The sequence below is a fragment of the Halomarina litorea genome, assembly GCF_024227715.1.
GTDB lineage: Archaea > Halobacteriota > Halobacteria > Halobacteriales > Haloarculaceae > Halomarina > Halomarina litorea.
The window spans coordinates 1-25,189 of the sequence record NZ_CP100449.1 but is presented as its reverse complement, the minus strand read 5'-3'; the positions used below and the strand labels follow the sequence as shown (position 1 = coordinate 25,189).

General features: G+C 68.4%; 20 protein-coding genes. 12 read left to right on the top strand and 8 right to left on the bottom strand.

The annotated features are described in order from the left end of the window. Window position 1: 1 nt before the first annotated feature. Window positions 2-1,210 (bottom strand): molybdopterin molybdotransferase MoeA, encoded by a 1,209-nt coding sequence (locus tag NKG96_RS17270; protein WP_254538373.1) that lies wholly within the window; start codon window positions 1,208-1,210, stop codon window positions 2-4. Window positions 1,211-1,423: 213 nt separating this feature from the next. Between NKG96_RS17270 and NKG96_RS17265 the strand changes: the two genes are divergently transcribed. From NKG96_RS17265 to NKG96_RS17255, 3 genes are all read left to right on the top strand, one after another. Continuing rightward, entirely contained in the window at window positions 1,424-2,842 is a 1,419-nt protein-coding gene (locus NKG96_RS17265; RefSeq protein ID WP_254538371.1) for an amidohydrolase family protein, read from the top strand. A 785-nt stretch (window positions 2,843-3,627) separates the two neighbouring features. Further along, a complete protein-coding gene (locus tag NKG96_RS17260; RefSeq protein WP_254538369.1) occupies window positions 3,628-4,170 on the top strand; it encodes a (2Fe-2S)-binding protein in 543 nt (180 codons plus the stop codon). Then, window positions 4,167-6,608, top strand: coding sequence for a xanthine dehydrogenase family protein molybdopterin-binding subunit (locus NKG96_RS17255; RefSeq protein ID WP_254538368.1), 2,442 nt, complete (start codon window positions 4,167-4,169; stop codon window positions 6,606-6,608). Before NKG96_RS17260 ends, NKG96_RS17255 begins: the two co-directional genes overlap by 4 nt. 75 nt (window positions 6,609-6,683) lie before the next feature. Here the strand turns inward: NKG96_RS17255 and NKG96_RS17250 are convergent, their stop codons facing one another. Then, window positions 6,684-7,829 carry an XdhC family protein gene (locus tag NKG96_RS17250; RefSeq protein ID WP_254538367.1) on the bottom strand — a complete coding sequence of 382 codons (1,146 nt, stop codon included), beginning with the start codon at window positions 7,827-7,829 and terminating at the stop codon, window positions 6,684-6,686. Window positions 7,830-8,057: 228 nt separating this feature from the next. Between NKG96_RS17250 and NKG96_RS17245 the strand changes: the two genes are divergently transcribed. The 7 genes from NKG96_RS17245 (at window position 8,058) to NKG96_RS17215 (ending at window position 17,679) form a co-directional block, all read left to right on the top strand. After that, entirely contained in the window at window positions 8,058-9,425 is a 1,368-nt protein-coding gene (locus tag NKG96_RS17245; protein ID WP_254538366.1) for a uracil-xanthine permease family protein, read from the top strand. 110 nt (window positions 9,426-9,535) lie between these two features. Further along, on the top strand, window positions 9,536-10,870 hold the full coding sequence (locus NKG96_RS17240; RefSeq protein ID WP_254538364.1) for a 5'-deoxyadenosine deaminase: 1,335 nt from the start codon (window positions 9,536-9,538) through the stop codon (window positions 10,868-10,870). Between the two features lie 93 nt (window positions 10,871-10,963). Next, entirely contained in the window at window positions 10,964-12,355 is a 1,392-nt protein-coding gene (locus NKG96_RS17235) for an NCS2 family permease (RefSeq protein WP_254538363.1), read from the top strand. A 283-nt stretch (window positions 12,356-12,638) separates the two neighbouring features. Next, window positions 12,639-14,303, top strand: a complete 1,665-nt coding sequence (gene ade, locus NKG96_RS17230; RefSeq protein ID WP_254538362.1) for an adenine deaminase — start codon at window positions 12,639-12,641, stop codon at window positions 14,301-14,303. 126 nt (window positions 14,304-14,429) lie between these two features. Then, on the top strand, window positions 14,430-15,806 hold the full coding sequence (locus NKG96_RS17225; RefSeq protein WP_254538361.1) for a dihydroorotase: 1,377 nt from the start codon (window positions 14,430-14,432) through the stop codon (window positions 15,804-15,806). Window positions 15,807-15,891: 85 nt separating this feature from the next. Continuing rightward, the gene (locus NKG96_RS17220; protein ID WP_254538360.1) at window positions 15,892-16,308 is read left to right on the top strand and encodes a DUF3830 family protein; all 417 of its coding nucleotides are present in this window, start codon (window positions 15,892-15,894) and stop codon (window positions 16,306-16,308) included. A 96-nt stretch (window positions 16,309-16,404) separates the two neighbouring features. Beyond that, on the top strand, window positions 16,405-17,679 hold the full coding sequence (locus NKG96_RS17215; RefSeq protein WP_254538359.1) for a Zn-dependent hydrolase: 1,275 nt from the start codon (window positions 16,405-16,407) through the stop codon (window positions 17,677-17,679). Between the two features lie 150 nt (window positions 17,680-17,829). Here NKG96_RS17215 and uraH read toward each other — a convergent pair whose 3' ends face one another. The 4 genes from uraH to NKG96_RS17195 form a co-directional block, all read right to left on the bottom strand. Beyond that, window positions 17,830-18,177 carry a hydroxyisourate hydrolase gene (gene uraH / locus NKG96_RS17210; protein WP_254538358.1) on the bottom strand — a complete coding sequence of 116 codons (348 nt, stop codon included), beginning with the start codon at window positions 18,175-18,177 and terminating at the stop codon, window positions 17,830-17,832. Further along, window positions 18,174-19,139 carry a factor-independent urate hydroxylase gene (gene pucL, locus NKG96_RS17205; RefSeq protein ID WP_254538357.1) on the bottom strand — a complete coding sequence of 322 codons (966 nt, stop codon included), beginning with the start codon at window positions 19,137-19,139 and terminating at the stop codon, window positions 18,174-18,176. The genes uraH and pucL overlap by 4 nt, the downstream gene beginning before the upstream one ends. 293 nt (window positions 19,140-19,432) lie before the next feature. Beyond that, window positions 19,433-19,948 (bottom strand): 2-oxo-4-hydroxy-4-carboxy-5-ureidoimidazoline decarboxylase, encoded by a 516-nt coding sequence (gene uraD, locus NKG96_RS17200; protein ID WP_254538356.1) that lies wholly within the window; start codon window positions 19,946-19,948, stop codon window positions 19,433-19,435. Between the two features lie 192 nt (window positions 19,949-20,140). After that, the gene (locus tag NKG96_RS17195) at window positions 20,141-20,953 is read right to left on the bottom strand and encodes an IclR family transcriptional regulator (RefSeq protein ID WP_254538355.1); all 813 of its coding nucleotides are present in this window, start codon (window positions 20,951-20,953) and stop codon (window positions 20,141-20,143) included. A gap of 376 nt (window positions 20,954-21,329) precedes the next feature. On the opposite strand from NKG96_RS17195, the gene NKG96_RS17190 reads away from it, so the two are divergent. Further along, window positions 21,330-22,478: a tyrosine-type recombinase/integrase gene (locus tag NKG96_RS17190; protein WP_254538354.1), complete on the top strand. Its 1,149-nt coding sequence runs from the start codon at window positions 21,330-21,332 to the stop codon at window positions 22,476-22,478. A 47-nt stretch (window positions 22,479-22,525) separates the two neighbouring features. Then, window positions 22,526-23,401 carry a pyridoxamine 5'-phosphate oxidase family protein gene (locus tag NKG96_RS17185; RefSeq protein ID WP_254538353.1) on the top strand — a complete coding sequence of 292 codons (876 nt, stop codon included), beginning with the start codon at window positions 22,526-22,528 and terminating at the stop codon, window positions 23,399-23,401. 379 nt (window positions 23,402-23,780) lie between these two features. Here NKG96_RS17185 and NKG96_RS17180 read toward each other — a convergent pair whose 3' ends face one another. Continuing rightward, window positions 23,781-24,155 carry a DUF7970 domain-containing protein gene (locus NKG96_RS17180; RefSeq protein WP_254538352.1) on the bottom strand — a complete coding sequence of 125 codons (375 nt, stop codon included), beginning with the start codon at window positions 24,153-24,155 and terminating at the stop codon, window positions 23,781-23,783. After that, complete coding sequence (locus tag NKG96_RS17175; protein WP_254538351.1) at window positions 24,152-25,018, bottom strand: ParA family protein; 867 nt, start codon at window positions 25,016-25,018, stop codon at window positions 24,152-24,154. Before NKG96_RS17175 ends, NKG96_RS17180 begins: the two co-directional genes overlap by 4 nt. Between the last annotated feature and the right edge of the window lie 171 nt (window positions 25,019-25,189).

Sequence of the window (25,189 nt, the reverse complement as noted above, 5' to 3'; positions counted from 1 at the left end):
CTCACTCCACGACGGGGTAGGGGACGACGTCGACGGCCTCGCCACCGCCGAGCGCCGAACGAGTGAGGACGAACCCGTCGGCCCGCGTAGCGCGCGTACTCGACGAGAGGACGCTCGGGTCGAACGTCCCCTCGTACACCTGCAGCGGGGAGTCGACGTGGCCGAGCGGCATCGCCTCGTCGCCGTCGAGCGTGACGGGGACGGCGTACTCGAACCCCTCGGGGCCCAGTTCGACGTCCCGCGCGCAGGTCGCCTCGACCGTCGGAAGTGCCGTCTCCCCGGTGAAGAGCGGCCGGACGACGAGCGTCGCGACGGTGTGCGCGCCGAGTGGTTTCCCCGGGACGGCGAACACGACGGCGTCGGGCAGTTCCGCGAGGGCGAGCGGTTTTCCGGGACGGACGCGGACGCGGTGGAACCGGACCTCGCCCAGTTCCGAGAGCGCGCGGACGACGTGGTCCCCGTGGCCGACGCTCGTCCCGCCGGTCGTCAGGACGACGTCGTACTCCGCCGCGAGATCGGCGATGGCCTCGCGGACGCGGTCGTACTCGTCGGGGACGGTCCCCTCGTACGTCGCTTCGTGGCCCCACGAGCGGACCAGACCGGCGAGCATGTTCGAGTCGAGGTCGGACTGCCGGCCCTCGTGAATCTCGGTGCCGGTCGCGAGAACCCCGACCGTCAATCGGGCGCGGACCTCAACCGAGTCGTGCCCGAGGTCGCCAAGGAAGACCGCGTCCTTCGGCGAGAGGCGCTCACCGCGGTCGAACAGCACCTCGCCCCGTTCGACGTTGCTTCCCCGCTCGTAGGTGTAGGTGCCCGCCTCGATGGCCGGCCCCGTCAACTGGTCGCCCTCGACCGTCGACTCCTCCCGCTTGAGGACGGCGTTCGCCTCCGGCGGCAGACTCGCCCCCGTCGCGATTTCGACCGCCTCGCCCGCGCCGATGGACGGCGGGTCGTCCTCCGGGTACACCTCGTCGTGGACGACGGTGAGCGGGTAGTCGGCGGCGGCGTCGAAGGCGTACCCGTCCATCGTCGCGCGGTCGGACGCGGGGAGGGTCCGCGGTGCGGCGATGGACTCGGCGAGCACGCGACCCGAGACGGCGTCGAGACCGACGGACTCCGTCCCGGCCGCCGAGAGAACGGCCGCCCGCACCTCCTCGACGGTTTCGACCGCGGCCGGTCGCCAGCACATGTCCTTGTGACCGTGGCTCATACCCAATCGTGACCGACCCCCGGCAAAAGAGTTGTCGTCGGGGCCACCGCGACGCGCTCGCGTTCGCGGCGAGCATCGGGGGCGACACCCCAGCCACACGAACGCTTTTGCTGGCGCGTGAACACGCTGATCCATGCCACCAGTACGGGTGCCACCACGCACAGCGAGGACTCCGACCGTCCCCGAACGGGGAACCGGGATAGAGGGACCGCAATGACGGACCTGCTCGTCACCAACGGCCGCGTCGTGACGCAGAATCCCGAACGGGACGTCGTCGAGGACGGTGCAGTCGCCGTCAGCGGCGACCGAATCGAGGCGGTCGGGAAGACGGCGGACCTCCAAGCCGACTACGACGCCGACCGGGTACTCGACGCGGACGGGGGCGCGGTGATTCCGGGGTTAATCAACGCCCACACGCACGTCTCCGACATCCTCCTGCGCGGGGCGTTCGCCGCCGACCGCGGCCTCTACGACTGGCTGTACAACGTCAAACGCCCCGGAGTGCTTGCGATGACCCCCGAGGAGCACGAGGTCGCCGCCGACCTGTACTGCGTGGAGGCCATCCAGTCGGGCGTGACGACGTTCGTCGAGAACGACACCGAGGTCGTCTGGGACGGCTGGGACGCCATCGAGGCCAAACTCGACGCCTACGACCGGGCGGGCATCCGCAGCGTCTACGGCGCGGGGTTCGCCGACGACCCGTCCGACGAGGCCTTTCGAACCCTGCTGGCCGACATCCAGACCCGAAATCCCGGCGTCGACCACCCCAGGGCGGACCACTTCACCGTCGACACGGAGACGGCGCTAGCAGAGGTGGAAGCGCTCATCGAGACGTACCACGGGAGCGCGGGCGGTCGCCAGTCGGTCTGGCCTGCGCCCATCGTGCTCGCGACGTCGACCGCGCGCGGGCTTCGGGAGGCCTACCGACTCGCCGAGGAGTACGACGTGATGACGACCACCCACGTCGCCGAGGCGGAGGTCGAAGAGCAGGGCGTCGCCCTCTCCAGCGTCGAGTACCTGCGGAACGTCGGCTACCTCGGAGACCGGGCGTTGCTCGGCCACTGCGTCCAGGTCGACGCGGCCGACGTGCGCCTGCTGGCGCGGACGGACACGCGGGTCGCCCACAACTACATGGCCAACATGCGCCTCGCGACCGGGTACGCGCCGATCGTCGCCATGCTGGACGCCGGCGTCACCGTCGGCCTCGGGACGGACAACTCCAACCTGAACGACACAGTGAACCCCCTCTCGGACGCCCGCGCCGCCGCCGCGGGGCACAAGGGCTACCACCGCGACCCGGGGGTCGTCCCCGCACAGCGAGCCTTCGACATGATCACCGTAGAGGGGGCGCGCGCCATCCGGCGGGGCGACGACCTCGGCTCCATCGAACCCGGAAAGCAGGCCGACCTGGCCGTCGTCGACCTCAACTACCCTCACCTCACGCCGTGTCCCGACCCCGTGTTCGCCCTAGTCAACGGGGCACAGGGGTTCGAGGTCGAGACCGTCCTCTGTGCCGGTGACCTCGTGATGCACGACCGGGAGGTCCTGACACTCGACGGGCCGCTCGACGACCTCCTGACCGACGCCTCGGCCGCGGCCGAGGCCGTCGTCGAACGGGCGGGCATCGAGTGACTCCCCGGTCCGCCCTCCCGGGCGACGGTCGACGCCTCGACACCCCGCGCTACGGCGGGTCGGACTCCCGGCCCGGGGTCGGTCGGCCTCCGATGTTCGAAATATGAAAACGGACTCGTCCGGATGCGGAGCGTTCGGGCGTTCGAAACGGGCGGTCGATTGTCTTTACCCCGAATTCGTGGCCGTCGAGCGCGGAGCATCGCGTTCTGGCTGGTGGTCTCGACAGATGCGACCGGACCATCGGCGCGCTTCGACGCGATAGATGCCGTCGAGGCGAGCACTGTTCACGGGAGAGTCGCCCCGATAGTTACAGCCATATGGTTGTAATTCGAGTCACTATTTTATCGATGTCCGGCGCAGAGCGTGCTCACCTCGTGTTTGATATATGCGAACGCTTCCCGGGGCGAGTTGTGGGAGCCGACGGAAGCGTGAGACGACCCCGTGGCACGACCGGAAGCGAAGGCCCTCCTGTCCCGTCGCGTCGGGAGGTGGCCGGTCCGTCGTGGACGGCGGACGAGACGATACCGACGGAACCCGGAACGACGCCGGATGTCGACCCGTGTGATTGGCCCGCGTTCGGGATTCGTCCGGCCACACGTCAGCCGGGGGAAGCTTTAAATGACCGACGGCCACCGTATGTTGTGTAGGAAGCTAGCATGCCCGGGGTCAGAAACCGGTCCGGTTCGCCAGTCTCGCACGGTCCCCGAGTCGCGAGGGCTCGGAGCGACGGCATCTCGTCCCCCGGGGCGGACCGCTCTTGCCATCACCAGCTAACGACAATCGCCATGGAAATCGATCTCACGCTGAACGAAGACGACGTAACATTCGAGGCCGCCCGCTCAGACACGCTACTCGACGTCCTGCGGGACAACGGGTACACGGGTGCGAAACGCGGGTGTGACACCGGTGACTGCGGGTTCTGTACGGTACTCGTCGACGGCGAGCCGGTCAAGTCCTGTATCCGCCCGAGCCGGCAGGTCGAGGGAAGCGACGTCGAGACCATCGAGAACCTCGGGACGCAGGACGACCTCAGCCCGGTCCAGGCGGCGTTCGTCGACAACGCCGCGCTCCAGTGTGGCTTCTGCATCCCGGGGATGATCATGCGCTCGAAGGCGCTTCTGGAGGAGAACCCGGACCCCGACGAGGCGGAGATTCGCGACGCGCTCTCGGAGAACCTCTGTCGGTGCACGGGCTACGAGAAGATCATCGACGCAGTCCGGGACGCCTCGACCCGGTTGGACGGGGAGGCGGTGGCGGCCGACGGGGGCTGTCCGCCCGCCGACGGTGCGCCGGGCTGTGGCTGCCGCGAGGAGGGGTTCGACGGATGAGCAAGCACGACGAGCCGACCCCGAACGAGGGGACCGCCGACGCGTCGGCGGTCGAGGAGGCCCACCCGATGGAGTGGGAGGAGGCGCCGAACAACCGGAAGGAACCGGACGAGCGCCGGACGGTCTCGCACCGCGAGGAGAAAGACGACGCGCGGAAGATCGTCACCGGGGAGGCGAAGTACGCGGCCGACTACGCCCGGGAGTTCCCGGACCTCGCCGAGGCGAAGGTCGTCCGCTCGGACATCGCACACGGCGTCGTCACGGACATCGACACGAGCGCGGCCGAGGAGATGGACGGCGTCTACGCCGTCATCACGCCGGATTCCCCCGAGGTGCCGGACAAACCCTACACGTCCGCCGGCCAGTCGTACCCGGAGCCCTCCCCGTGGGACCTCCGGGTCCTCCGACGAAAGGTGCGTTTCGTCGGCGACCCCATCGCCGCCATCGCCGCCGAGGACGCGGCCACCGCGAGCAAGGCCGCGCGCAAACTCGACGTCACCTACGAGGAGTACGACGCCGTCTTCGACACCGCGGAGGCGATGGAATCCGGCGCGCCCCAGATTCACGACGAGGCCGACGTAGAGAACGTCCAGCCCGGGGCGGACTACGAGCGGAACATCGAGGCGCAGGCGACGGGTGAGATCGGAGACGTGGACGCCGCATTCGCGGAGGCGGCGGACCGCGAGGACCTGACCGTGACCGAGACGGAGTGGGAGACCCCCTACCAGTCCCACTGCGTCCCCGAACCGCACACGACCATCGCCCACCGCGACGAGGACAACCGTCTCCACCTCATCTCCAGTACGCAGGTCCCCTACCACACGCGGCGGCAACTCGCCCACCTCTTCGACCTGCCCATCCGCGACGTCCGCGTCTCGAAGCCGCGAATCGGCGCCGGCTTCGGGTCGAAACAGGGGATGATCCTCGAACCCATCACGGTGGCGCTCTCCGAGGCCGCCGACCGACCGGTGATGATCGAGACGACGCGCCGCGAGCAGTTCCACGCCGTGCGAAACCGCCGGCCCGCCCGCGTCACGCTCCGGAGCGTCGCGACCGAGGACGGCGACCTGAAGGCGCTGGATATGGAGGCCGTCACGAACTCGGGCGCGTACGGCCCCCACGGGATGACCGTCGCCATCTCCATCGGGAAGAAACCGCTGCCGCTCTACACGCACACGCCGAACATCCGCTTCGGGATGACCGCCGTCCACACCAACCTCCCCATCGCGGGTGCCATCCGCGGCTACGGCGCGCCACAGGGCCACCTCGCCGTCGAGGGGCACATGGACGAGGTTGCCCGCGACCTCGACATCGACCCCCTCGAACTCCGCGCGCGGAACGTAGTGAAAGAGGGCGACTTCGAGGTGGCCTCCGGCATCCTGAAGGACAAGGAGTACGGCCGGCGCATCCGGTCGTGCGGTCTCGACGAGTGCATCGCCGAGGGCCGGGCGGCCATCGGCTGGGACGACGTCGAACAGCCGGACGAGGACCACCTCCACCGTGCCTGTGGCGTCGCGCTCACGATTCAGGGGAGCGGCGTCGCCGGCGACGAACTCGGCGCGGCCCACATCAAGATGAACGAGGACGGCTCGTTCATCCTCCAGACCGGCGCGGTCGACATCGGGCCCGGGGCCGACACCGTGATGGCCCAGATAGCGGCCGAGGTGCTCGGCGTGCCCCCGGAGGACGTGCTGGTCCAACCCTCGGACACCGACATCTCCCCGTTCGACCACGGCGCGTACGCCTCCTCGACGACCTACATCACCGGACAGGCCGTCAAGAAGGCCGCCGAGGACGCCCGCGAGATGCTCTTCGAGTTCGCGTCGCGGATGCTCGGCGAACCCGAATCCGCGTTCACTATCGACGAGGAGTCGGTCGTCTCGGGGGAGACCGGCGAGTCGGTCTCGCTGGAGGACATCGGATACGAGTCCATGTACGGCGACGAGGTGCGCGCCCACGTGATGGGCGAGGCGAGCCACTGCACGGACGAGTCGCCGCCCCCCTTCGGCGCGCAGTTCGTCGACGTGACCGTCAACGAGGAGACCGGCGAGTTCGAGATCAACGACATGGTGTACGCCGTCGACTGCGGCACCGCGCTCAACCCCGCCCTCGTGGAGGGGCAAGTAGAGGGCGCGATGCACATGAGCTACGAACTGGCGACCGGCGACGGCGTCACCTTCGACGCGGACGGACGGCCGGAGGTGATGGGCTTTCGCGACTACGACATGCCCACCACGGCCGACCAGCCCCCGATGGAGTCCATCATCGTCGAGACGCACGAACCGACCGGACCCTTCGGCGCGAAGTCCGTCGCCGAGATTCCCGTCAACGGCGTCCCGCCCGCGCTGAGCAACGCCATCCGGCGCGCCGTCGGCGTCCGAATCGGCGACATGCCCATCACGCCGGAGAAGGTCAAAGCCGCACTCGACGAGCGCTGAGCGCCTCGTCACCCGTCAGGAGACCGGAGACGAGCAGCGGTCACCGGGCGTCCTTCGCTGCCTCTCCCCTCGTCGTCACTGCTCGGGCTCGACTCGCGCGTGGATCGATCCCTCTTCGTCTCTCAACCGGGTCCCCTCGCGGCCGTTGCTCACCGCCAGGGCCTCGCTGACGATACTGAGGGCGATCTCCGTCGGGGCACCGCCGCCGAGGTCGAGGCCGACCGGCGTCGCGATTCGGCCGGGGTCCGTGCCCGCGACGACGTCGCTGTCCTCCCGGAGTCGCTCGAATCGGTCGCGCGGTCCCATCAACCCGACGTACGGGACGCTCGTCTCGCGCAGGAGCGTCTCGACGGCGATTCGGTCGTCGACGAGGTTGTGCGTCATGACGACCGCGTACGTGTGTTCGGGGACCTCGGCGCTCGCGTCGACGGTCGAGGGGTGCCCCGTCTCGACTCTGTCCGCGTGCGGGAAGTCCTCGGGACCTCTCGCCCCGCGGGGCGAGTGGACCACCACCTCGAAGCCGGCGTTCGACGCCGCGCGCGCGACGGGGTGGACGTCCGGCTGGCTACCGACCAGTAGCAGCGTCGAGACGGGCACCAGTCCGTCGACGAGCACCGCGACCGACCCGCGGTCTGTCTCGACGTCGACCGTCGTCGTTCGATCCCGGCCGTGTATCTCGGAGACGGCCGACGCCGCGGACTCGACGACGCTATCCGGGACGGCGGCGCGCTCGGCCACGCCTCGAATCTGACTGCTCCCGGCCGTGTAGGAGCGCGCACCGACGGGGACGTCGGAGTCGGTCGATTCGACGACGGTCAGCACGGTCACCGCCCTCCCAGCGTCGAGTTCGTCGAGGGGCTCGCCCCAACTGGCGTCGAGCGGTTCGAGCAGGACGTCGAGGACGCCGTTGCATCCGAGGCCGAGTCCCCAGCTGTCGTCGTCTTCCAGCAGGTCGAACGTCACCAGTCGGGGTTCGTCGGCGTCGAGGACCTCCATCGACGACGCCGTGACCGCGTCCTCGAGACAGCCTGCGGTGACCGCGCCGACCGGCGTTCCGTCGCCGTCGACGAGCATCTTCGCGCCGGGACGGCGGTACGCGGCCCCCTCGACGTCCGCGACGGTCACGAGGACCGCGTCAGCGTCGCGCGCCAGTTCGCGTCGCATCTCACCCCGGAGGTCGCTCGCCGTGACGGTCCACGGGTGGGTGGTGTCTCCGTCCATGTCGCCGGCTTGGGTAGCCCCGGTGTTATAGCTGCTCCCTCACGGCGTGCGCTTCGGGGCGGGCCGGCCGGTGGGCGCTCCCCCGGACCGAGGCGGCGTCGGTCACCGACCCCGGAGGCCTCTCGTCGAAGAACCGACCGTGACCGATTGTACCACTCCTTAGTTCTGGAATAATTCTTTGAAAATAACAGACTTTAATTATTAGTAGCAATATTCCCTGCGCGAGCCATGTCTGACAACACAGAGGACGGTATCGACCTCGCGTACGGCTTGGAGGAGAAGCCGCCGCTGTCGAAATCGCTCCTGCTCGCCTTACAGCACGTATCGGTCATGATCGTCCCCTCGACCGCCGTCGCGTTCATCGTCGCGGGAGCCGTGGGACTGGACGCCGCGTCCACGACGTTCCTCGTCCAGATGGTCATCCTCTTCGCCGGGGTGGCGACCGTCGTCCAGGCGTACACCGTCGGGCCGGTCGGCGCGAAACTCCCCATCGTGATGGGGACGAGTTTCGCGTTCGTCGGCGCGATGTCCTCCATCGGCGCGAGTTCGGGCCTCGACGTGGTGTTCGGCTCCATCGTGGTCGCGGCGACCGTCGTTCCGTTCCTCCTGGGCTGGCAGTTCAAACGGCTCCGGTCGTTCTTCCCGCCGCTCGTCACGGGACTCATCGTCGTCATCATCGGCCTCTACCTCATCCCGGTCGGCATCCAGTACGCCGCGGGCGGCGTCGGCGCCGAGAACTTCGGGTCGGTACAGAACCTCGGGCTCGCGGGGCTGGTCCTGCTCATCGCCGTCCTGTTCAACCTGCTCCTGCGCGGCGTCTGGCGGATGTTGAGCATCATCATCGGCATCGTCGTCGGCTACGTCGCCGCCATCGCGATGGGCGTCGTCGACTTTGGCCCCGTCGCCAGCGCGGCGTGGATCGCAGTCCCCACACCCGGCCGGTTCGGCTTCAGCATCGAGGTGGTCCCGCTAGTGACCTTCGCGTTCCTGTTTCTGGTCTCGGGGATGGAGACCATCGGCGACATGTCGGGCATCACCGCCGCGGAGGGCCGCAACCCGACCGAGGAGGAGTTCCGCGGCGGCATCTTCGCCGACGGGTTCATCAGCGCCCTCGGGGCCGTCTTCGGGTCGTTCCCGCAGACCTCGTTCTCGCAGAACGTCGGCATCATCAACTTCACGGGCGTGATGAGCCGCCACATCGTCGGCATCGGCGGCGGAATCCTGATCGTCCTCGGCTTGGTGCCGAAGATCGGGGCGGTCGTGACGACCATCCCCTCCGCCGTCTTCGGCGGGGCCGTCCTCATCATGGTCGGGATGGTGGCCGCGAGCGGGATGCGGCTGCTGTTCTTGAACATCGAGATGAACCGGCGGAACATGGTCATCATCGCCACGGCGCTCAGCCTCGGCCTCGGCGTCGCGACGGTCCCCGAGGCCCTCTCGGGGTTGCCGAGCGCCGCACGGACGTTCTTCGGCGAACCGGTCATCGTCACCGGCGTCGTGGGGCTGGTGCTGAACACGTTCGTCCCCGGCGAGTCGAGCCCACTGTTCGACAGGACCGACGCCGCCACCCCGCTCTCCGAACCGGTCGACGACTGAGCCGCTGACGACCCCGACGAGCGTGCGGGCGGGGTGTCCACCGGACGGCGGACGCCTCGCGCCACCCGGCGGGGAAACCCTTTTACTCCGATGTCGTATACGAGCGACACATGTTGCTAACCGGGATCGTCGTCGTAGACGCTGAGACGGTCATCGACGACGGGGCGGTCGTCACCGAGGGGTCTCGCATCGAGCGGGTGGGCGAGCGGTCCGAGGTCGCGCCGCGGTATCCCGACCACGAACACCAGTCGTACGACGTCCTGATGCCGGGCCTCGTCGGCGGGCACGTCCACTCCGTCCAGAGCCTCGGCCGCGGCATCGCCGACAACACCGAACTGCTGGACTGGCTGTTCGACTACATCCTCCCGATGGAGGCCTCCCTGTCGGCCGAGGAGATGCGGGTCGCGGCGGAACTGGGGTACCTGGAGATGATAGAGAGCGGGACGACGACGTGCATCGACCACCTCTCGGTCGCCCACGCCGAGGAGGCCTTCGAGGCGGCGGGCGAGATGGGCATCCGGGGCGTCCTCGGCAAGGTGATGATGGACCGTCGCTCGCCCGACGCCCTCCTCGAGGACACGCAGGAGGCCATAGACGCGTCCGAGCGGCTCATCCGGGAGTACCACGGGTCGTTCGACGACCGCATCCGGTACGCGGTGACGCCGCGCTTCGCCGTCTCCTGCACCGAGGAGTGTCTCCGCGGCGCGCGCGAACTGGCCGACGCGTACGACGGCGTCCGCATCCACACGCACGCCAACGAGAACCGAAGCGAGATCGAAACGGTGCAGGACGACACCGGGATGCGCAACGTCCACTGGCTCGACGAGGTCGGTCTCACGGGCGAGGACGTGGTGCTGGCACACTGCGTGTGGACCGACGAGAGCGAGCGGGAGGTCCTCGCCGAGACGGGGACGCACGTCACGCACTGTCCGTCCTCGAACATGAAACTCGCGAGCGGCATCGCCCCGGTCTGGGACTACCTCGACCGGGGAATCAACGTCGCCCTCGGCAACGACGGCCCCCCGTGCAACAACACGCTCGACCCGTTCACCGAGATGCGCCAGGCCAGCCTCCTCCAGAAGGTCGACCGACTGGACCCGACGACGGCACCGTCCGCCAGCATCTTCGAGATGGCGACGGTCAACGGGGCGAGGGCCGCAGGGTTCGACGAACTCGGCGCGCTCCGGGAGGGCTGGCGCGCCGACGTCGTAGGCCTCACGACAGACTGCACGCGCGCGACCCCCCTCCACGACGTGCTCTCACACCTCGTGTTCGCCGCGCACGGCGACGACGTGCGCTTCACGATGGTCGACGGCACCGTTCTACAGGAAGACGGTGAGGTGACCGCCATCGACGCCGAGGCGGTCCGGCGCCGCGCGTCGGAGGTGGGCCTCGATCTGGACCTCGAAGAGGAGCGGCGGTCCGCCCGGCGGCAGAAACCCTGAGCGGGGCAATCGGACGCCCACAACGGCGGTGACTCCGACTCCGCACCCGTCGCAGTGAAAACTTATTTGTTCCCAGTAGGGTAGTGAAGTGGTATGGCAAGCGATAGCAATGCAGGGTCGCGCGTAGCGTCGTTCTTCGAGTTCGACCGGCACGGGACGGACGCCAGGACCGAGGTGGTCGCGGGTATCACGACGTTCCTCACCATGTCGTACATCATCGTGGTGAACCCGGCCATCCTGTCGGAGGCCATCTCCATCCAGGGCTACTCCGAGGGAGAGACGTTCCAGATGCTCGCCATCGCGACGATTCTGGCCGCCGCTATCGGGTCGGTCGTGATGGCGCTGTACGCGAACCGGCCGTTCGGACTCGCCCCCGGGATGGGCCTGAACGCGTACTTCGCGTTCACCGTGGTCATCTCGCTGGGGATACCGTGGCAGACCGCGCTCGCGGCCGTCTTCGTCGAGGGCGTCATCTTCATGGCGATGTCCAGCGTCGGCGCGAGGCGGTACATCATCGAGTTCTTCCCGGAACCCGTGAAGTTCGCCGTCGGGGCCGGTATCGGCCTGTTCCTCCTGTTGCTCGGCCTCATCGAGACCAACATCGCCGTCGCGGACGAGGCGACGCTGGTCTCGCTCGGGAACGTCGCGTCGGACCCGGTCGCGTTGCTGGCGCTCGCCGGACTCGCCTTCACCATCGTCCTCTACGCCAAGGGGGTCACCGGCTCCATCATCATCGGTATCCTCGCGACTGCGGCCGCCGGGTGGGGACTGACGCTCGCCGGCGTCGTGGGCGGCGGCGTCCTCACGCCCGGTGGCCTCCCACCCGTCCAGTACGACATCACGCCACTGGTAGGGGCGTTCGTCGGCGGCTTCGGGACCATCGAACCCATCCCGTTCGTCATCGTCGTGTTCACGTTCTTCTTCGTCGATTTCTTCGACACCGCCGGCACGCTCATCGGCGTCTCGCAGTTCGGGAACTTCCTCGACGAGGACGGCAACCTCCCCGAGATGGAGAAGCCGCTGATGGCCGACGCCGTCGCGACCACCTGCGGGGCGATGGTCGGGACGACCACCGTGACCACCTACGTCGAGAGTTCGACCGGAGTCGAGGAGGGCGGCCGGACCGGGCTGACCGCGCTCGTCGTCGCCGTGCTGTTCCTGGCGTCGCTCGTCGCCGTCCCCGTCGTGGCCGCGATACCGACGTACGCCTCCTACCTCGGACTCATTCTCGTCGGCCTCATCATGCTCCAGGGCGTCACCGACCTGAAGTGGCAGCGCTCCGAGTGGCTCATCCCCGGGGGACTGACCATCGTCATGATGCCGCTGACGGCCTCCATCGCCAACGGCATCGCCGCGGGCATCATCAGCTACCCCCTTGTCAAGTCGGCGCAGGGCGACTACGACGAGGTCCACGCGCTCCAGTGGGCGCTGGCCGGTTCGTTCGCCCTCTACTTCTACGTCACCGCGGGGGGCGTGATGAGCTGACGCGAACGACGCGAATGACGCGAACGATGCGCGCGAACCGCCTCCGCGCCCCTTCCGCGACTCGCCGACGGACGCGCCCGCCACCGCGAACCCGCGGTCACTGGTTCGAGCGTATCGAACCGTCCCGTCGCTCCCGAGCCAAACTACTATCTACCTCCGGTGACCACGTCCGGCATGTGGCTCACTGACACGCCCGGCGGGGCAGCCGAGACCACGTGCGCCCGCCAGCGGGTGAACCGTACGAACCGGACGCGCGACACCGTCGTCGGCACGGTCGACACCGATGAGTGACACGGTCGACACGCTCGTTCGCGGGACGCTGGTGAACGTCAGCACGGGGACGCTCGAAGACGGCGCGGTCGCTGTCGACGACGGCGAGATCGTCGCCCTGGAGGAGCGTCCGGCCGACCGCGTCCTCGACGCGGGCTACGTCACGCCCGGACTCGTCGACGCCCACATGCACGTCGAGTCGAGCATGGTGACGCTGCCGGAGTACGGGAGCGCAGTCCTGCCTCGCGGCGTGACCAGCGTCGTCCACGACCCGCACGAACTCGCGAACGTCCTCGGGGAGGACGGCGTCCGCGCCGTCGTCGAGGACGCGGCGAACACACCCCTGAAGGCACGCTTCACCGTCCCCTCGAGCGTCCCGGCCTCCGGGCTTCAGGACGCCGGGGCGACGCTCGACGCGGCGGCCGTATCGGACCTGCTCGACCTCGACCCGGTCGTCGCGCTCGGCGAGGTGATGGACGTCCCGGGGCTGGTCGCTGGCGACGGCGAGGTCCACGCGAAGGTGGCGGCCGCCCGCGAGCGCGGCCTCACCGTCGACGGGCACATGGCGGGCGTCGACGGGGCGGCCCTCCACCAGGCCGCCCGGTATCTCGACACCGACCACGAGAGCATCACGCTCGACGAGGCGCGACAGCGAGCGCGCCTCGGCATCCGGGTCTTCCTGCGCGAGGGGTCGTCGAGTCGGAACCTCGCCGACCTCCTCCCGCTGGTCGACGAGGTCGACACTCGGCGGCTCTCGCTGTGTACTGACGACACGGAGGTGACCGACGTCGTCGACCGCGGGGGCGTCGACTTCGCGGTCCGCAAAGCGATGGCGGAGGGCGCAGACCCCGTCGACGTCGTCCAGATGGCGACGCTCAACACGGCCGAGTGCTACGACCTCCCGTTCGGCCGCCTCGAACCCGGCACGCCGGCCGACCTGGTGTTGCTCGACGACCTGGAGTCGTGGGACGTCGCCCACGTGCTGGTCGACGGCGAACTGGACCCCGCGGCCGGGAACTCGACCGGGACCACGAACCTGCCGACGGACACCGTCCAGTTCGACCCGGTCTCGGGGAGGGACCTCGCCGTCACGGCGGCGGACGACACCGGGGAGACGGCCACCGTCCGCGTCATCGACGCCGTCGGGGGGCTACAGACCGACCGAATGCGGGCGACCGTTCCGGTCAAATCGGGGGTCCTGGTCCCGCCCGACGACGAGGACGTCCGCTCGCTGGCCGTCATCGAGCGACACGGCGGTGACGGGGGCATCGGGCGGGGGTTCGTCCACGGCCTCGGCCTGTCCCGCGGGGCCGTCGGCTCCACCGTCGCCCACGACGCGCACAACTGCGTGGTCGTCGGTGCGGATTGCGAGTCCATGGCCCGCGTCGCCAACCACCTCCGCGACATCGGCGGCGGTATCGCCGCGTTCGACCCGGCGGCCAACGAGACGGTGTCGCTCCCGCTCCCGGTGGCGGGACTGATGTCCGACGAACCCATCGAGGTGGTCTACGAGCGCTACGAGGCCGTCGAGGCGTTCGTGACCGACCTCGGCCTGGTCGACGACGGACTGATGGAACTGTCGTTTCTCGCCCTCGAGGTCATCCCGACGTACCGACTGACGAACAACGGGTTGGCCGACGTCGAGGCGGGCGAACACGTCGACGTCATCTGCTCCTGACCGTCGGTCGGGACCTCCGACGCGGGCGACTGCGGACCCAGCGAGCGGGAGGGGTCGGCGCGGTTCCCGGCGCGAGTACGCTTCCCACGTGTACTTTTATGTCGGTCGTCGGTCGAGATGCACCCGATGGTCGTAGACACTGTTATCGAGGGCGGGACGGTCGTCTCCGGGACCCGGTCGTTCGACGGAGCGGTCGCGGTCGACGACGGAACCATCGTGGGACTCGGCGACCCGGAGCACCTCCCAGCGGCAGAACGGACGCTCGACGCGACGGGGAAGGTGGTCATGCCGGGAGTCGTCGACCCGCACGTCCACATCGGCGACCACGTCTCCGTCGACAGTTACGAGACGGCGACGGCGGCGGCGGCGCTGGGGGGCGTGACGACGGTCATCGACTTCGCCTGGCAGGCGTACGCGGACGAGGAGAGCCCGTGGGACGAGGCGGGGACGCTCGTGGAGGGAATCGAGCGAAAGCGGGAGCGAGCCACCGGCGCGCTGGTCGACTACGGACTCCACGGGGGGATTCTCAGGGAGGGCGACGACCTCTTCGACGAACTGGAGGCGGTCGTCGACGCGGGCGTCACCTCGTTCAAGATGTACACGGCCTACGAGTTCGGCCTCTCGAACGGGTACATCCACCGCGTCCTCGAGCGACTCGCGGACCTCGGCGCCGTCGGTGTCGGCCACACCGAGGACGATTCGGTCTGCGAGGCGGTGACCGAGCGACTCCGAGCCGAGGGGCGCGGGGCGAGGAGCTACCCCGAGTCGCGCCCCGACTACGCGGAGGCCATGGCGGCCGACGACCTCGCACGGATGGCCCGCCACCTCGGGGCGAAGTACTACGGCATCCACACCTCCTGTCGGAAGTCCGCCGAGGCGCTGGCGCGCCACCGGGAGGACGGGAGCCTGATTCGCGGCGAGACGTGTACGCACTACACGGCGCTGACGGGTGACCTCCACGAGGAGATGGGGAACCTCCCGCGCATCGCACCGCCCCTCCGCCGGGGCGACGACGTCGACGCGCTCTTCGAGTACCTCGAACGGGGCGTCCTGAGCGTCGTCTCGACCGACCACGTCGCACAGAAGCGCGCTGCGAAGGAGGGAAGCGAGTGGTGGGAGGGGCCGTTTGGCGCGAACGGCCTGCAGCGGAGCCTCCCTGTGTTCCACGACGAGGCGGTGAACGAACGGGGACTGTCCTACGAGTTCCTCACGAGAGTCATGAGCCGAAACCCGGCGGCCACGTTCGGCCTCCCGGAGAAGGGGACGCTCGACCCGGGGACCGACGCGGACATCGTCATCTTCGACCCGAACGCCGAGGAGACGATAACGGCCGCGGACAACGCCTCGAAGGCGGACTACTCCATCTACGAGGGGCGGACGGTCCGGGGAAAGGTCGAGACGACCCTCGTCCGCGGCGTCGTCGTCGCGGACGACGGCGAAATCGTCTGCGATCCCGGCCACGGCGAGTTCGTCGAACGCGAGCGTCCGGACTGGACGCCGTAGTCCCTCGACGCCCGAGTCCGGCCCCGGACGACGGGGGCGGATTCCCGACAGAACCTTTATTTTCCACTCACCAGTTGGTCGTGCCGTGACGCAACTAGAGTTCGACATCGAGGGAGACGTGTACGTGGCGGACCTGCTCGAAGACGAGGCGCCGGAGTCGGTCGAGGCGCTTCGCGACTTCCTGCCGCTCGAATCGGAGTTGATGCACGTCCGCTGGAGTGGGCACGCGACGTGGGTCAACATCGACGAGATAGACCTCCCGGAGATTCCACGCGAGAACCACACCGTCTACCCCTCGCGGGGCGACATCCTGCTCTACCCGGGGTACCGGAACGAACAGGAGATTCTCGTCCCCTGCGGGCCGACGTGCTTCAAGAGTCCCGCGGGTGAACTCGCCGGCAACCACGTGGCGACGCTCGACGCCTCGCGCGAGGAACTCGCCGAGATAGAGGAGGAGACCCTCCAGACCGGCGCGAAGGATATCGTCATCCGAGAGCGGTGAGGGGTCGGTAGACGGGTCCCGGGTGAACTACCGCCTCGGTTCGACGCTAGCAGGACGCCGGTATCTTCAAATCCGGGGGGCTGTAACTCGTGGACAATGAGTACCACGGAGCATGCCTACCGAGCGGTGAGCGAGGAGCGTCTCCGCGACGACATCACGACGAACGCGGAGTACGGTGCCATCTCGACGGACCAGGGATGGGGTCGGACGGTGCTGACCGGCACGGACGCGAACCGGGGGGCGCGACAGTACCTGCTCGACCGACTCGATGCGGCCGGCCTCGACGTCCGAATCGACGCGGTCGGGAACATCGTCGGGCGCTGGGTGTCCGGTGGCGCCGACCCCACCGCGCCCGCCGTCGCGTGTGGCAGCCACCTCGACTCCGTCCCCGAGGGCGGCATCTTCGACGGCGTCCTGGGGGTCTACAGCGCGCTGGAAGCCGTCAGGGCACTCCAGGACGCCGGCCGTGACCTCGCACGGCCGATAGAGGTCGTCTGCTTCACCGAGGAGGAGGGCGGGCGGTTCTCCAACGGCGTCCTCGGCTCGTCGGTCGCCAGCGGAAACCGGACGGTCGAGGACGCACTCGCGCTCGAAGACGGCGAGGGCGTGACGCTCGAGGCGGCGCTGACCGACATCGGGTTTCGCGGCACCGGGCGACTCGACGCGAGCGAGTGGGACTCGTGGCTCGAACTCCACGTCGAACAGGGCGAGCGACTGCAGGACGCGAACGCCGCCGTCGGCATCGTCTCCGCGATTACGGGGACGATTCGCTGCGAGGTCGACGTGGTGGGCGAGGCGAACCACTCGGGGTCGACGGCGATGGACGCGCGGACGGACGCGCTGGCCGCTGCGAGCGAACTCGTCCTCGAGGTGGAGGCGGCGGCGAACGACGTCCTCGACGAACGCGGCGGCGCTGTCGTCGGGACGGTCGGGAAACTCGACGTCTCGCCGAACGCCATCAACGTCGTGCCGGGACGGGTGGAGCTCGGCATCGACGTCCGCGACGTCCAGTACGCGTCGATGGAGCGCGTCGTCGAACGGATCCGGGACTGCCTCGCAGGGCTGGAGACCGAGCGGGGGGTCGAGGTGAGCTTCGAGCGACCGTACGACATCGCGCCGAGTCGGATGAGCGACCGGTGTATCGCGGCCCTCGAACAGGCCGCCGCGACGGTCGACGCCTCCTCGCAGTCGCTGCACTCCGGCGCCGGCCACGACACGATGCACGTCGCGGACGTCACCGACACCGGACTGCTGTTCGCGCCGTCCAGAGGTGGGTTCTCGCACAGCCCCCGCGAGTGGACGGAGTGGAGCAGTTGTACGACGGCCACGCGGGTCCTGACCGCGGGCCTCCAGCGGCTGGCGGAGGCGTAACCGCCGCGCGGCGCGGCGTGCCGGAGGGGCCGGTCCGGCGAGGAACCGTCTCGGGCGCGCGACGGTCGTCGCGCGGCGTCGGGACCGTCGATACCTCTCGCCGGGGCTGTCGTCGCGCGGTGTCGGAGAAGTCGGGGGTGCGGCCGCGCTCTAGCTCCCGCGGTAGGTCGTGTACCCACCCTGCGAGAGGAGCAGCGGGACGTGGTAGTGCTCGGTCGGGTCGTCGATCAGGAACCGTACCGGCACCTCGTCGAGGAACGACGACTCGGTGGGGCCCTCGCGGTAGTAGGTGCCCACGTCGAAGACGAGTTCGAAGGTGCCGGCCTCTATCTCGTCGGCGTCGAGCAACGGCTCGTCGACGCGGCCGTCGTGGTTCGTCGTCGCCGCGGTGACCTGCTCGCGCTGGTCGTCCTCGAGCCGATAGAGCGTCACCTCGACGCCCTCGGCCGGCCCCTCGCGGCTCGTGTCGAGGACGTGCGTGGTCAGGCCGGCGCTCATCGTTCCGCGGCCTCGTCGAGGTCGCTCCGGTCCATCGAGAACTGCTGGAAGCCGGTCGGCCGCGGCGGTTCGCGCAGCACCTTCGCGTCGCCCTCCATGTCGTCGCGGACCTTCAGCCACGTGCGGTTGTTGGCCTCGAAGCTCACTTCCGACAGCTGCGGGAAGCGCTCGAGCACCCGGAGTCCGACCTGGTAGATGAGGTCCTGAATCGAGTTGACGTCCTGCTCGTGGAAGACCACCTGCGCGATGTCCCGGACCTGCTCTGCCGGCACGTACTCGGTGGGGTCCTCGCCCAGCGCCGCCTCGGGTTCGTCGTACCGCCAGAAGATGTCGAGGCTGATGTACAGCGTCCGGTTCTCCCGTTCCGGCAGGGTGGTGTACTCGTCGTGCACGTAGCCGACGAAGGAGTTGTCCTTGACCTTCACGAGTTCGAGGCCGGTGACGCCGCTCCGTTGCTCCTCGACGACGACGTCGCCGTCCTCCCGGGAGAGGTAGAACTCCCCGAAGGCGGACTCGTCGTCGGAGACGCGGAAGACGAGGTCGCTCGGCTCGAAGCCGCCGTCACCGTCGGGCACGGGGCGCTCGTCGAACGCGAGTTCGTCGGCCGACATGCGGACCGACTCCATCTGGTCGTAGGTCCGGAGGAACGCCCCGCCGACGTAGTGGAGGAAGCCCTCGATGGTCGCGCCGTCGTAGTCGCCGGCGTGGTGGAGGATGAAGTTCTTCATCGAGTCCGTCGCCACCACCTTCGTGTTGTCCCCGTCGCGGAAGGAGGGGAGGAACTCCTCGCCTTCGACCTGGGCGCGCACCTCCATCCCGAAGAGCGTGTTCGGCTTGCCGTCGAACGCCGACTCGGGTATCTCGCGGACGCCCTCCAGCGGGGTCGCGTACGTCCGATAGACGTTGACGTGCTCTTTCCCGTAGTTCATCGTCCGCTCGCCGGCGGACCCGTGCTCGGTCATATCGGCTCCCCCCCGAGCGGTCGGCGGACGTCGAGTGTCTTCGGGTTCATCGGCTCACACTCCGCATGCTATGTGGTCTCATCGTCCAGTTAGGGATTCCGTCGCCGGTACAAAATAGTTTGCCTCGATGCGGCCCGCGTGGCCGCCGGCTGGCGATTGCACCGGGACCCGCAGAGGGAACTGCGCGGGGGGGTGCGGCCGCTCGCGGGCGAACGGCCGCGACATCGCGACGCGACCGCCGCTGTATCGGTGGCTCTCAGCCCGGAGGACGCGCGTCCGACCGTTCGGCGGGGCTACGAGTCCACCGACCCGCGAAACCGGTCGTCGAGCCGGAGACGGGCGATTTCTTCGACCTCTTCCAGCGCGGTTCGGAACTCGGTCGACTGGTCGTTGTCGACGCGCGCCTCCATCGCCGCCTGTATCTCGTCGGGCGACGCCCCCTCGACGGCCATGATGAACGGGAACTCGAATCGCCGTTTGTACCGCTCGTTCAGTCGTTGAAACGCCTCGTACTGCTCGGGGCCGAGTTCGTCCAGCCCGGCCGACGCCTGTTCTGCCTCCGAGGCGTCGGTCAGCGCCGTCTGCTCGCCGAGGTCCGGGTGGGCTCGCAGGAGATCGAACTGTTTCGCCTCGCCGGCCTCGCGGACGACCCGCGCCATCGCCGTGTGGAGGTCGGAGACGGTGTCGAACGGTCGCGCCGACGTGGCGCGCTCGGCCACCCACGGCGAGTGTTCGTACACGCCGCCCAGTTCGTCCACGAAGGCGTCGTCGTCGAGACCGTTGAGGTCCTCGATGGTACGTACGTTCATCCCATCCCCGCCTCGCCCACGTGCCACTTAACAACTCGCATCACCGCCGGTGCGGCGGTCGGAGTCGTCCCCACGCCGTTGACCCGCCTCCCGCCAGCCCACCGGCAGCCGGTCGTTCGATATCTTCGAACACGCTCGGACGTGGCGGCCTGTCCGACTCGTCGACAGCGGTGTCCCTCGGGACGGAGCGAATCAACCCCTGCCGGTCGGGTCGTCGCCGTGCGTAGCCATGTTGACGTTCACCTCGATGAGGTTCGCCGCGCTCAGGACCGCCTCTGGGAGTTCGTCCTCGAACTGTTTGCCCTTCAGGCGACTCGTCGGGCCGGCGACGCTCAGCGACCCGAGGACGTTCTCGTTTCGGTCGATGACGGCGGCACCGACGGCTCTGAGTCCCTCGACTTCCTCCTCGTCGTTGTACGCGAACCCCCGGTCACGGACGACGTCGAGTTCCGCTTTGAGTTCGGCGCGGTCGGTGATGGTGTTGACCGTCTGAGCGGGGAGGCCGTGCTGGTCGACGATCTCGTCGACGCGTTCCTCGGGGAGGTGCGCGAGAATCGCCTTTCCCGTCGCGGTGCAGTGGAGGTGGTCGGGGCGCTGGAGTTTCTCGGTCTGGTACCCACTCCCGACGGCATCGCTCCCCCGGACCTTGTACAGGTTGATGCCCATGCCGTGCTGTTCGGTGAACAGGTTCGCGTACTCGCCGGTCGACTCGGCGAGCGTCTCGACTTCCTCCTTGCCGTACCGGTACAGCCGGTTCCGGTTCCGGACGTACTCCCCCGTGAGGAGGAACTGCAGGCCGAGTTCGTACCGGTCGCCCTTCTTGACGACCAGGTGTTGCTGCCGGAGGGTGGCGAGGTACTGGTACGTGGTGCTTTTCGAGATGTCCAAATGGGACGCGACCTCGGTCACGCCGGCGCCGTCGAGCGCTTCGAGGACGTCGAGGATGCGGGCACACCGTTCGACCGTCTTCAACGTCCGCGGCGATCCGTCCTGTCTCGGAGCCATGAGGTGACATCACTTGCCACCCGTTTAGTTGTTCGGATATATCAAACGACCGGCCTGCCCACTCGTCGCCACATTACAGGCATAGGGGTGTTATCCGGTCGGTGATGACGGCCGAGTTCTCTCGAGACGAACGCCCGACGAACGGGGGCCTCGCGCGCCTCCCCGTCCGTTTCGACGGGTCCGAGCGCGACGTTCCCGTACGCGACGGAGAGGGCAGGCCGTCTAAGACACGCGGCGCAGCGGTACGCGGACACCACCCCCAGATATATCGACATACGGTGTATCGGCGTGGATGCTCCGCCATCGGCAGTCCCCACAGCCGTGCGGTCGATACAACCAAGTAGATTGAAGTACACGTCCGTCCTCGGTCGACGCCATGACCGACGGCACCGACCCGGACGCCCTCTCCGACCTCGTCTCGCGGTATCTCGACTCGAAGAGTCGCGGCGCGACGGCGTCGGGCGAGGCGACCGGGACCTACCGCGCCAGCGCCGCCTCCGAACTGACGCGCTGGCTCGAGTGGATGGACGGGCGAGAGTACACTCTCGTCGACCTCTCCGAGGAGGGCCGACGGGTCATGGCCCGGTACGCAATGCACCTCGCACGTCGGACGCGAGGCGAGGAGGGCATCGCCGCCTCGACGGCCCGGACCTACTACGCGTACGTCTCGGGGTGTCTCTCGTACGCCGTCCGCGACGGCGTCCTTCCGACGAACCCCGCGCTGGCCGACCGGGCCCGCGAGGAACTCCCGCAGGACGCCGACAGCGACCGCACGGACCAGCAGTTCTGGAGCCGCGATCAGCGGCGGGCCCTCACCCGATACGTCGACGAACGGGCGAGCGAAGCCATCTCGGAGCGGGGCCTCGACGCGGGGACGCCCGTTCGGGACCGTGCGCTGGTGCGTGTCCTCGCCTACAGCGCCGTCCGGGGGGCCGAGGTGCTCAGACACCCGAAGGACGCCCGGACGGGTCGTCAAGGCCTCCACTGGGCGGACGTGGACCTCGAACGCGGCGTCATGCGCGTCCTCGGGAAGGACCAGCACCGCGAACCCGCGCTCCTGCCGGAGCCCGCTCGGCAGGGTCTCGACCGGTGGTATCGCGTCCAGCGGCCCGCGAGCGACGACTGGCCGGTGTTCCCGACCGACCACGCCCCCTCGAAGTTCCGCGCCGGGCGGGATCGACTCGACGGTGCGTTCGACGACCACCTCGACGCAGTCGACGGCGACGTCGATGCACTCCTCCGGGAGCACGATATCGCACCACCAGCACTCACGACCGAGGGGGCGCGCTCGCTCATGCGACGGCTGACCGACGCGGCGGGCGTTGACGTGGACGAGGAGTGCGGGTACCTCCAACTGCACGGCGCGCGCCGGGGAATCCTGGAGGAGATCTACCGCCGCGACCGAGGGGACGCACAGGATCTCGCCCGGCACAAGTCCCTCTCGACGACGCGGGCGGCCTACCAGCACATCGACGCCGAGGAGAAGACCCAGCGTATCGACGACCATTTGGCGGACATCGAGTAGGGGGACCCCGGCGACGAGTTAAGTATCGGGACGGCGACACCCACGGCATGGCCACGCTCGACTCCTTCACCCGGGAACGTGTCCGCGATGCCGTCTACCGGTCGCTCACCGCGGAGTTCGCCACCGCGAGCGGCGACCGACCCGTCACGTTCCCCGCGACGCCGTTCTACGACGACGACCGGGGCGTACTGGTCGTGAGTTCCCCGCCGGCCTTCGCGGGGAAGGTCGACGCCGCCCGGTCGAACCCCCGCGTCTCGCTGCTCCTCGACGGCAAGGGTGGGCGAGTGCTCGTCCGTGGCCGCGCGACCGTCCGGGACGACGACCTGCGGGCGAACGCCGCGTACGTTCGCGAGCGCATCGAGGCCGAACCGGTCGGCCCGAAACGCGACGCCTTCCTCCGGTCGAGCGCCGCCCAGACCTCCGAAGTCGGCCGGTTCCTGTTCGACTGGTACGCCCTCCGAATCGTGGTCGAGGTCGAACCCGAGCACGTCGAACGACTCGGCGTACCCGGACGGGTTCACGTCCCGCCGTGGCCCGCCGTCGGGATGGACGAGTCGGAGGCGACGGAGTACGACCGAGCGACGTTCACCGTCGTCGAGGACGGCTTCCCCGTCACGCGTCCCATCGAGGGGTTCACCGTCTCCGACGGGAAGGCCCACATCGAGAGGTGGTCGGGACCCGTCGAAGACGGGCGACCCGGCTGTCTCCTCGTCCACTGGCACGACGACGACGTGAGCCGGCTCGGACAGCGCGTCGTCCGCGGTCGGTGCCGCGCGGACGAGGGGACACTTCTCTTCGACCCCGGCAGTTCGTTCACCCTGCGGAACGCCAGTCTCCTCGACACCCTCCGATTCGTCTGGGAGGGGAAACGGCGGACGGGAGCCTACTTCGGGGTCCGGAACCCGCTCGGATGGCGCTGGTAGGGCGAGCCCATCGTAAGGCTTCGCACCCTGCACAGCAGGTGAAGCCTCGTCAGTCTCCCCGAGTTCCACACACTATCCAGACTAGACACATGGAGCAGCCTTAGGAAGCGGTATAGTCTATAGAAATTATCCAGCCTTCAGAGCATAACAATGCTAAAGAGATTTGAAAATGTATGGTGCATTCTGGTCGAAGTATTGAAGTAGTATATTTTTTCTGTATAGATTGTGCAGACTTCTCATGCTCTGTAGATTATACATTTCGCCTACAGCGTACACGCCGTCGAGTGTGGAGAGAGCACGGAGGGTGGAGAACTCACAGAACGTAGTGAGCCCACGGAGAGCAGGGACGAGGGGAGTTCCGAGTGCCGGTCGCCCGCGGCTACTCCGAGATGTAGTCGTCGGGGTCGAGTCCCCGCTCCTCGAGGAGGAGTTCGGCCACGCGTTCGGGTTCCTCGCGGGCGAGTCGGAGTGCTGCGTCGTGGAACTCCCGCTTGGAGAGGCCGTCGACGCCCGCCCGCCGGAGCGTCGGGACGAGGTCGATGTCGTAGGTGTCCTCGAACGCCTGCCAGGTCTCGTCGCGGACGTACACCGAGTGGTTGAGGTGGTTGCCCGCCTCGAACGCGGGAGTCGACTGGGGGTCCGGGGCGTCGGGTTCTTCCGTGGCGTCCTCCCCGTCACCCTCCGACGCTCGGGGGGCGGACTCCTCCCCGGCGACCGACTTGTCGAGGTCGGCGAAGGGGTTGTCGTCGCTCATCGAGAGACACCCCCGCGTTCGACGATGGTCGCCAGTTCCTCCAGGTGCTCGAGTTGGTCGTTCTCGGGGTCGTAGTCCAGCAGGGGGACGTTCTCGCCGAGGGCCTGCGTGAAGGCCTTCCGTTCGCGGATGCCGGGTCTCGGTGGGTCGATCTCGCCGCTGTCGATGCGCTCGAATTCCTCCGGAGTGATGTGCGCGAAGTTCGGGAGCCGTTCGGCGAGGTGCTCCTGTGTGTTGAGGTTCTCCAGCAGTTTCCGGTCCTCCGTCTGCTGGTCGATGCGGTCTTGCAGTCGGTTGGGGACGATGGCGAGGATGTCGACATCCATGTACTCGCGCAGCGGCGAGACGAGGCGGTCGACGGTCCGCCGGAACCCACCGATAGCCTCTGACCCGGGCGTCATCGGGACGATGAGGTTCCGACTCGCCACCAGTCCGTTGTTGTTGAGCATCCCCGGATACGCCGGCTGGTCGATGACGACGTACTGGTAGCGGTCGCCGAGGACGGGTTCGACCACGTGTTTGTGGAGGCGACTCGACCCCTGGATGGCACCGGTGAGTTCCTTCTCGACCTGTTCGAGCGTGTTCGAGGACGGGAGGACGTCGAACTCGGCGTCCGTCTCGACGACGACGTCGTCGAGCGTCGCGTCTCGGTCGTCGAGGACGAGGTTGCCGAGGTTCACGTCGCGCTCGTACGCCTCGTCGAGACCGAGGCCCATCGTCGCGTGGCCGTTGGGGTCGAGGTCGACGAACAGCACGTCGTGGCGCGTCGCCAACTGCCGGGCGAGGTTGATGGAGATGGTGGACTTCCCGACGCCACCCTTCAGGATGACTGAACTGACCGCGCGCGGTTCCACGTCGCTCATAGCGCACCCGAACTGTGCAGGCTCGATGCCGTCCCGAGACTGTGTAGACTATACAGCGTACGGAGTCTCGAGAGTGTCAGTAGTCCGTTCATGGTCGTACGGACGCTTGCGGCGTCCTCCCTTAAAATTTGTGGGGGCTAAAGAGATTCCGCAGATTTTCTAGACTACATA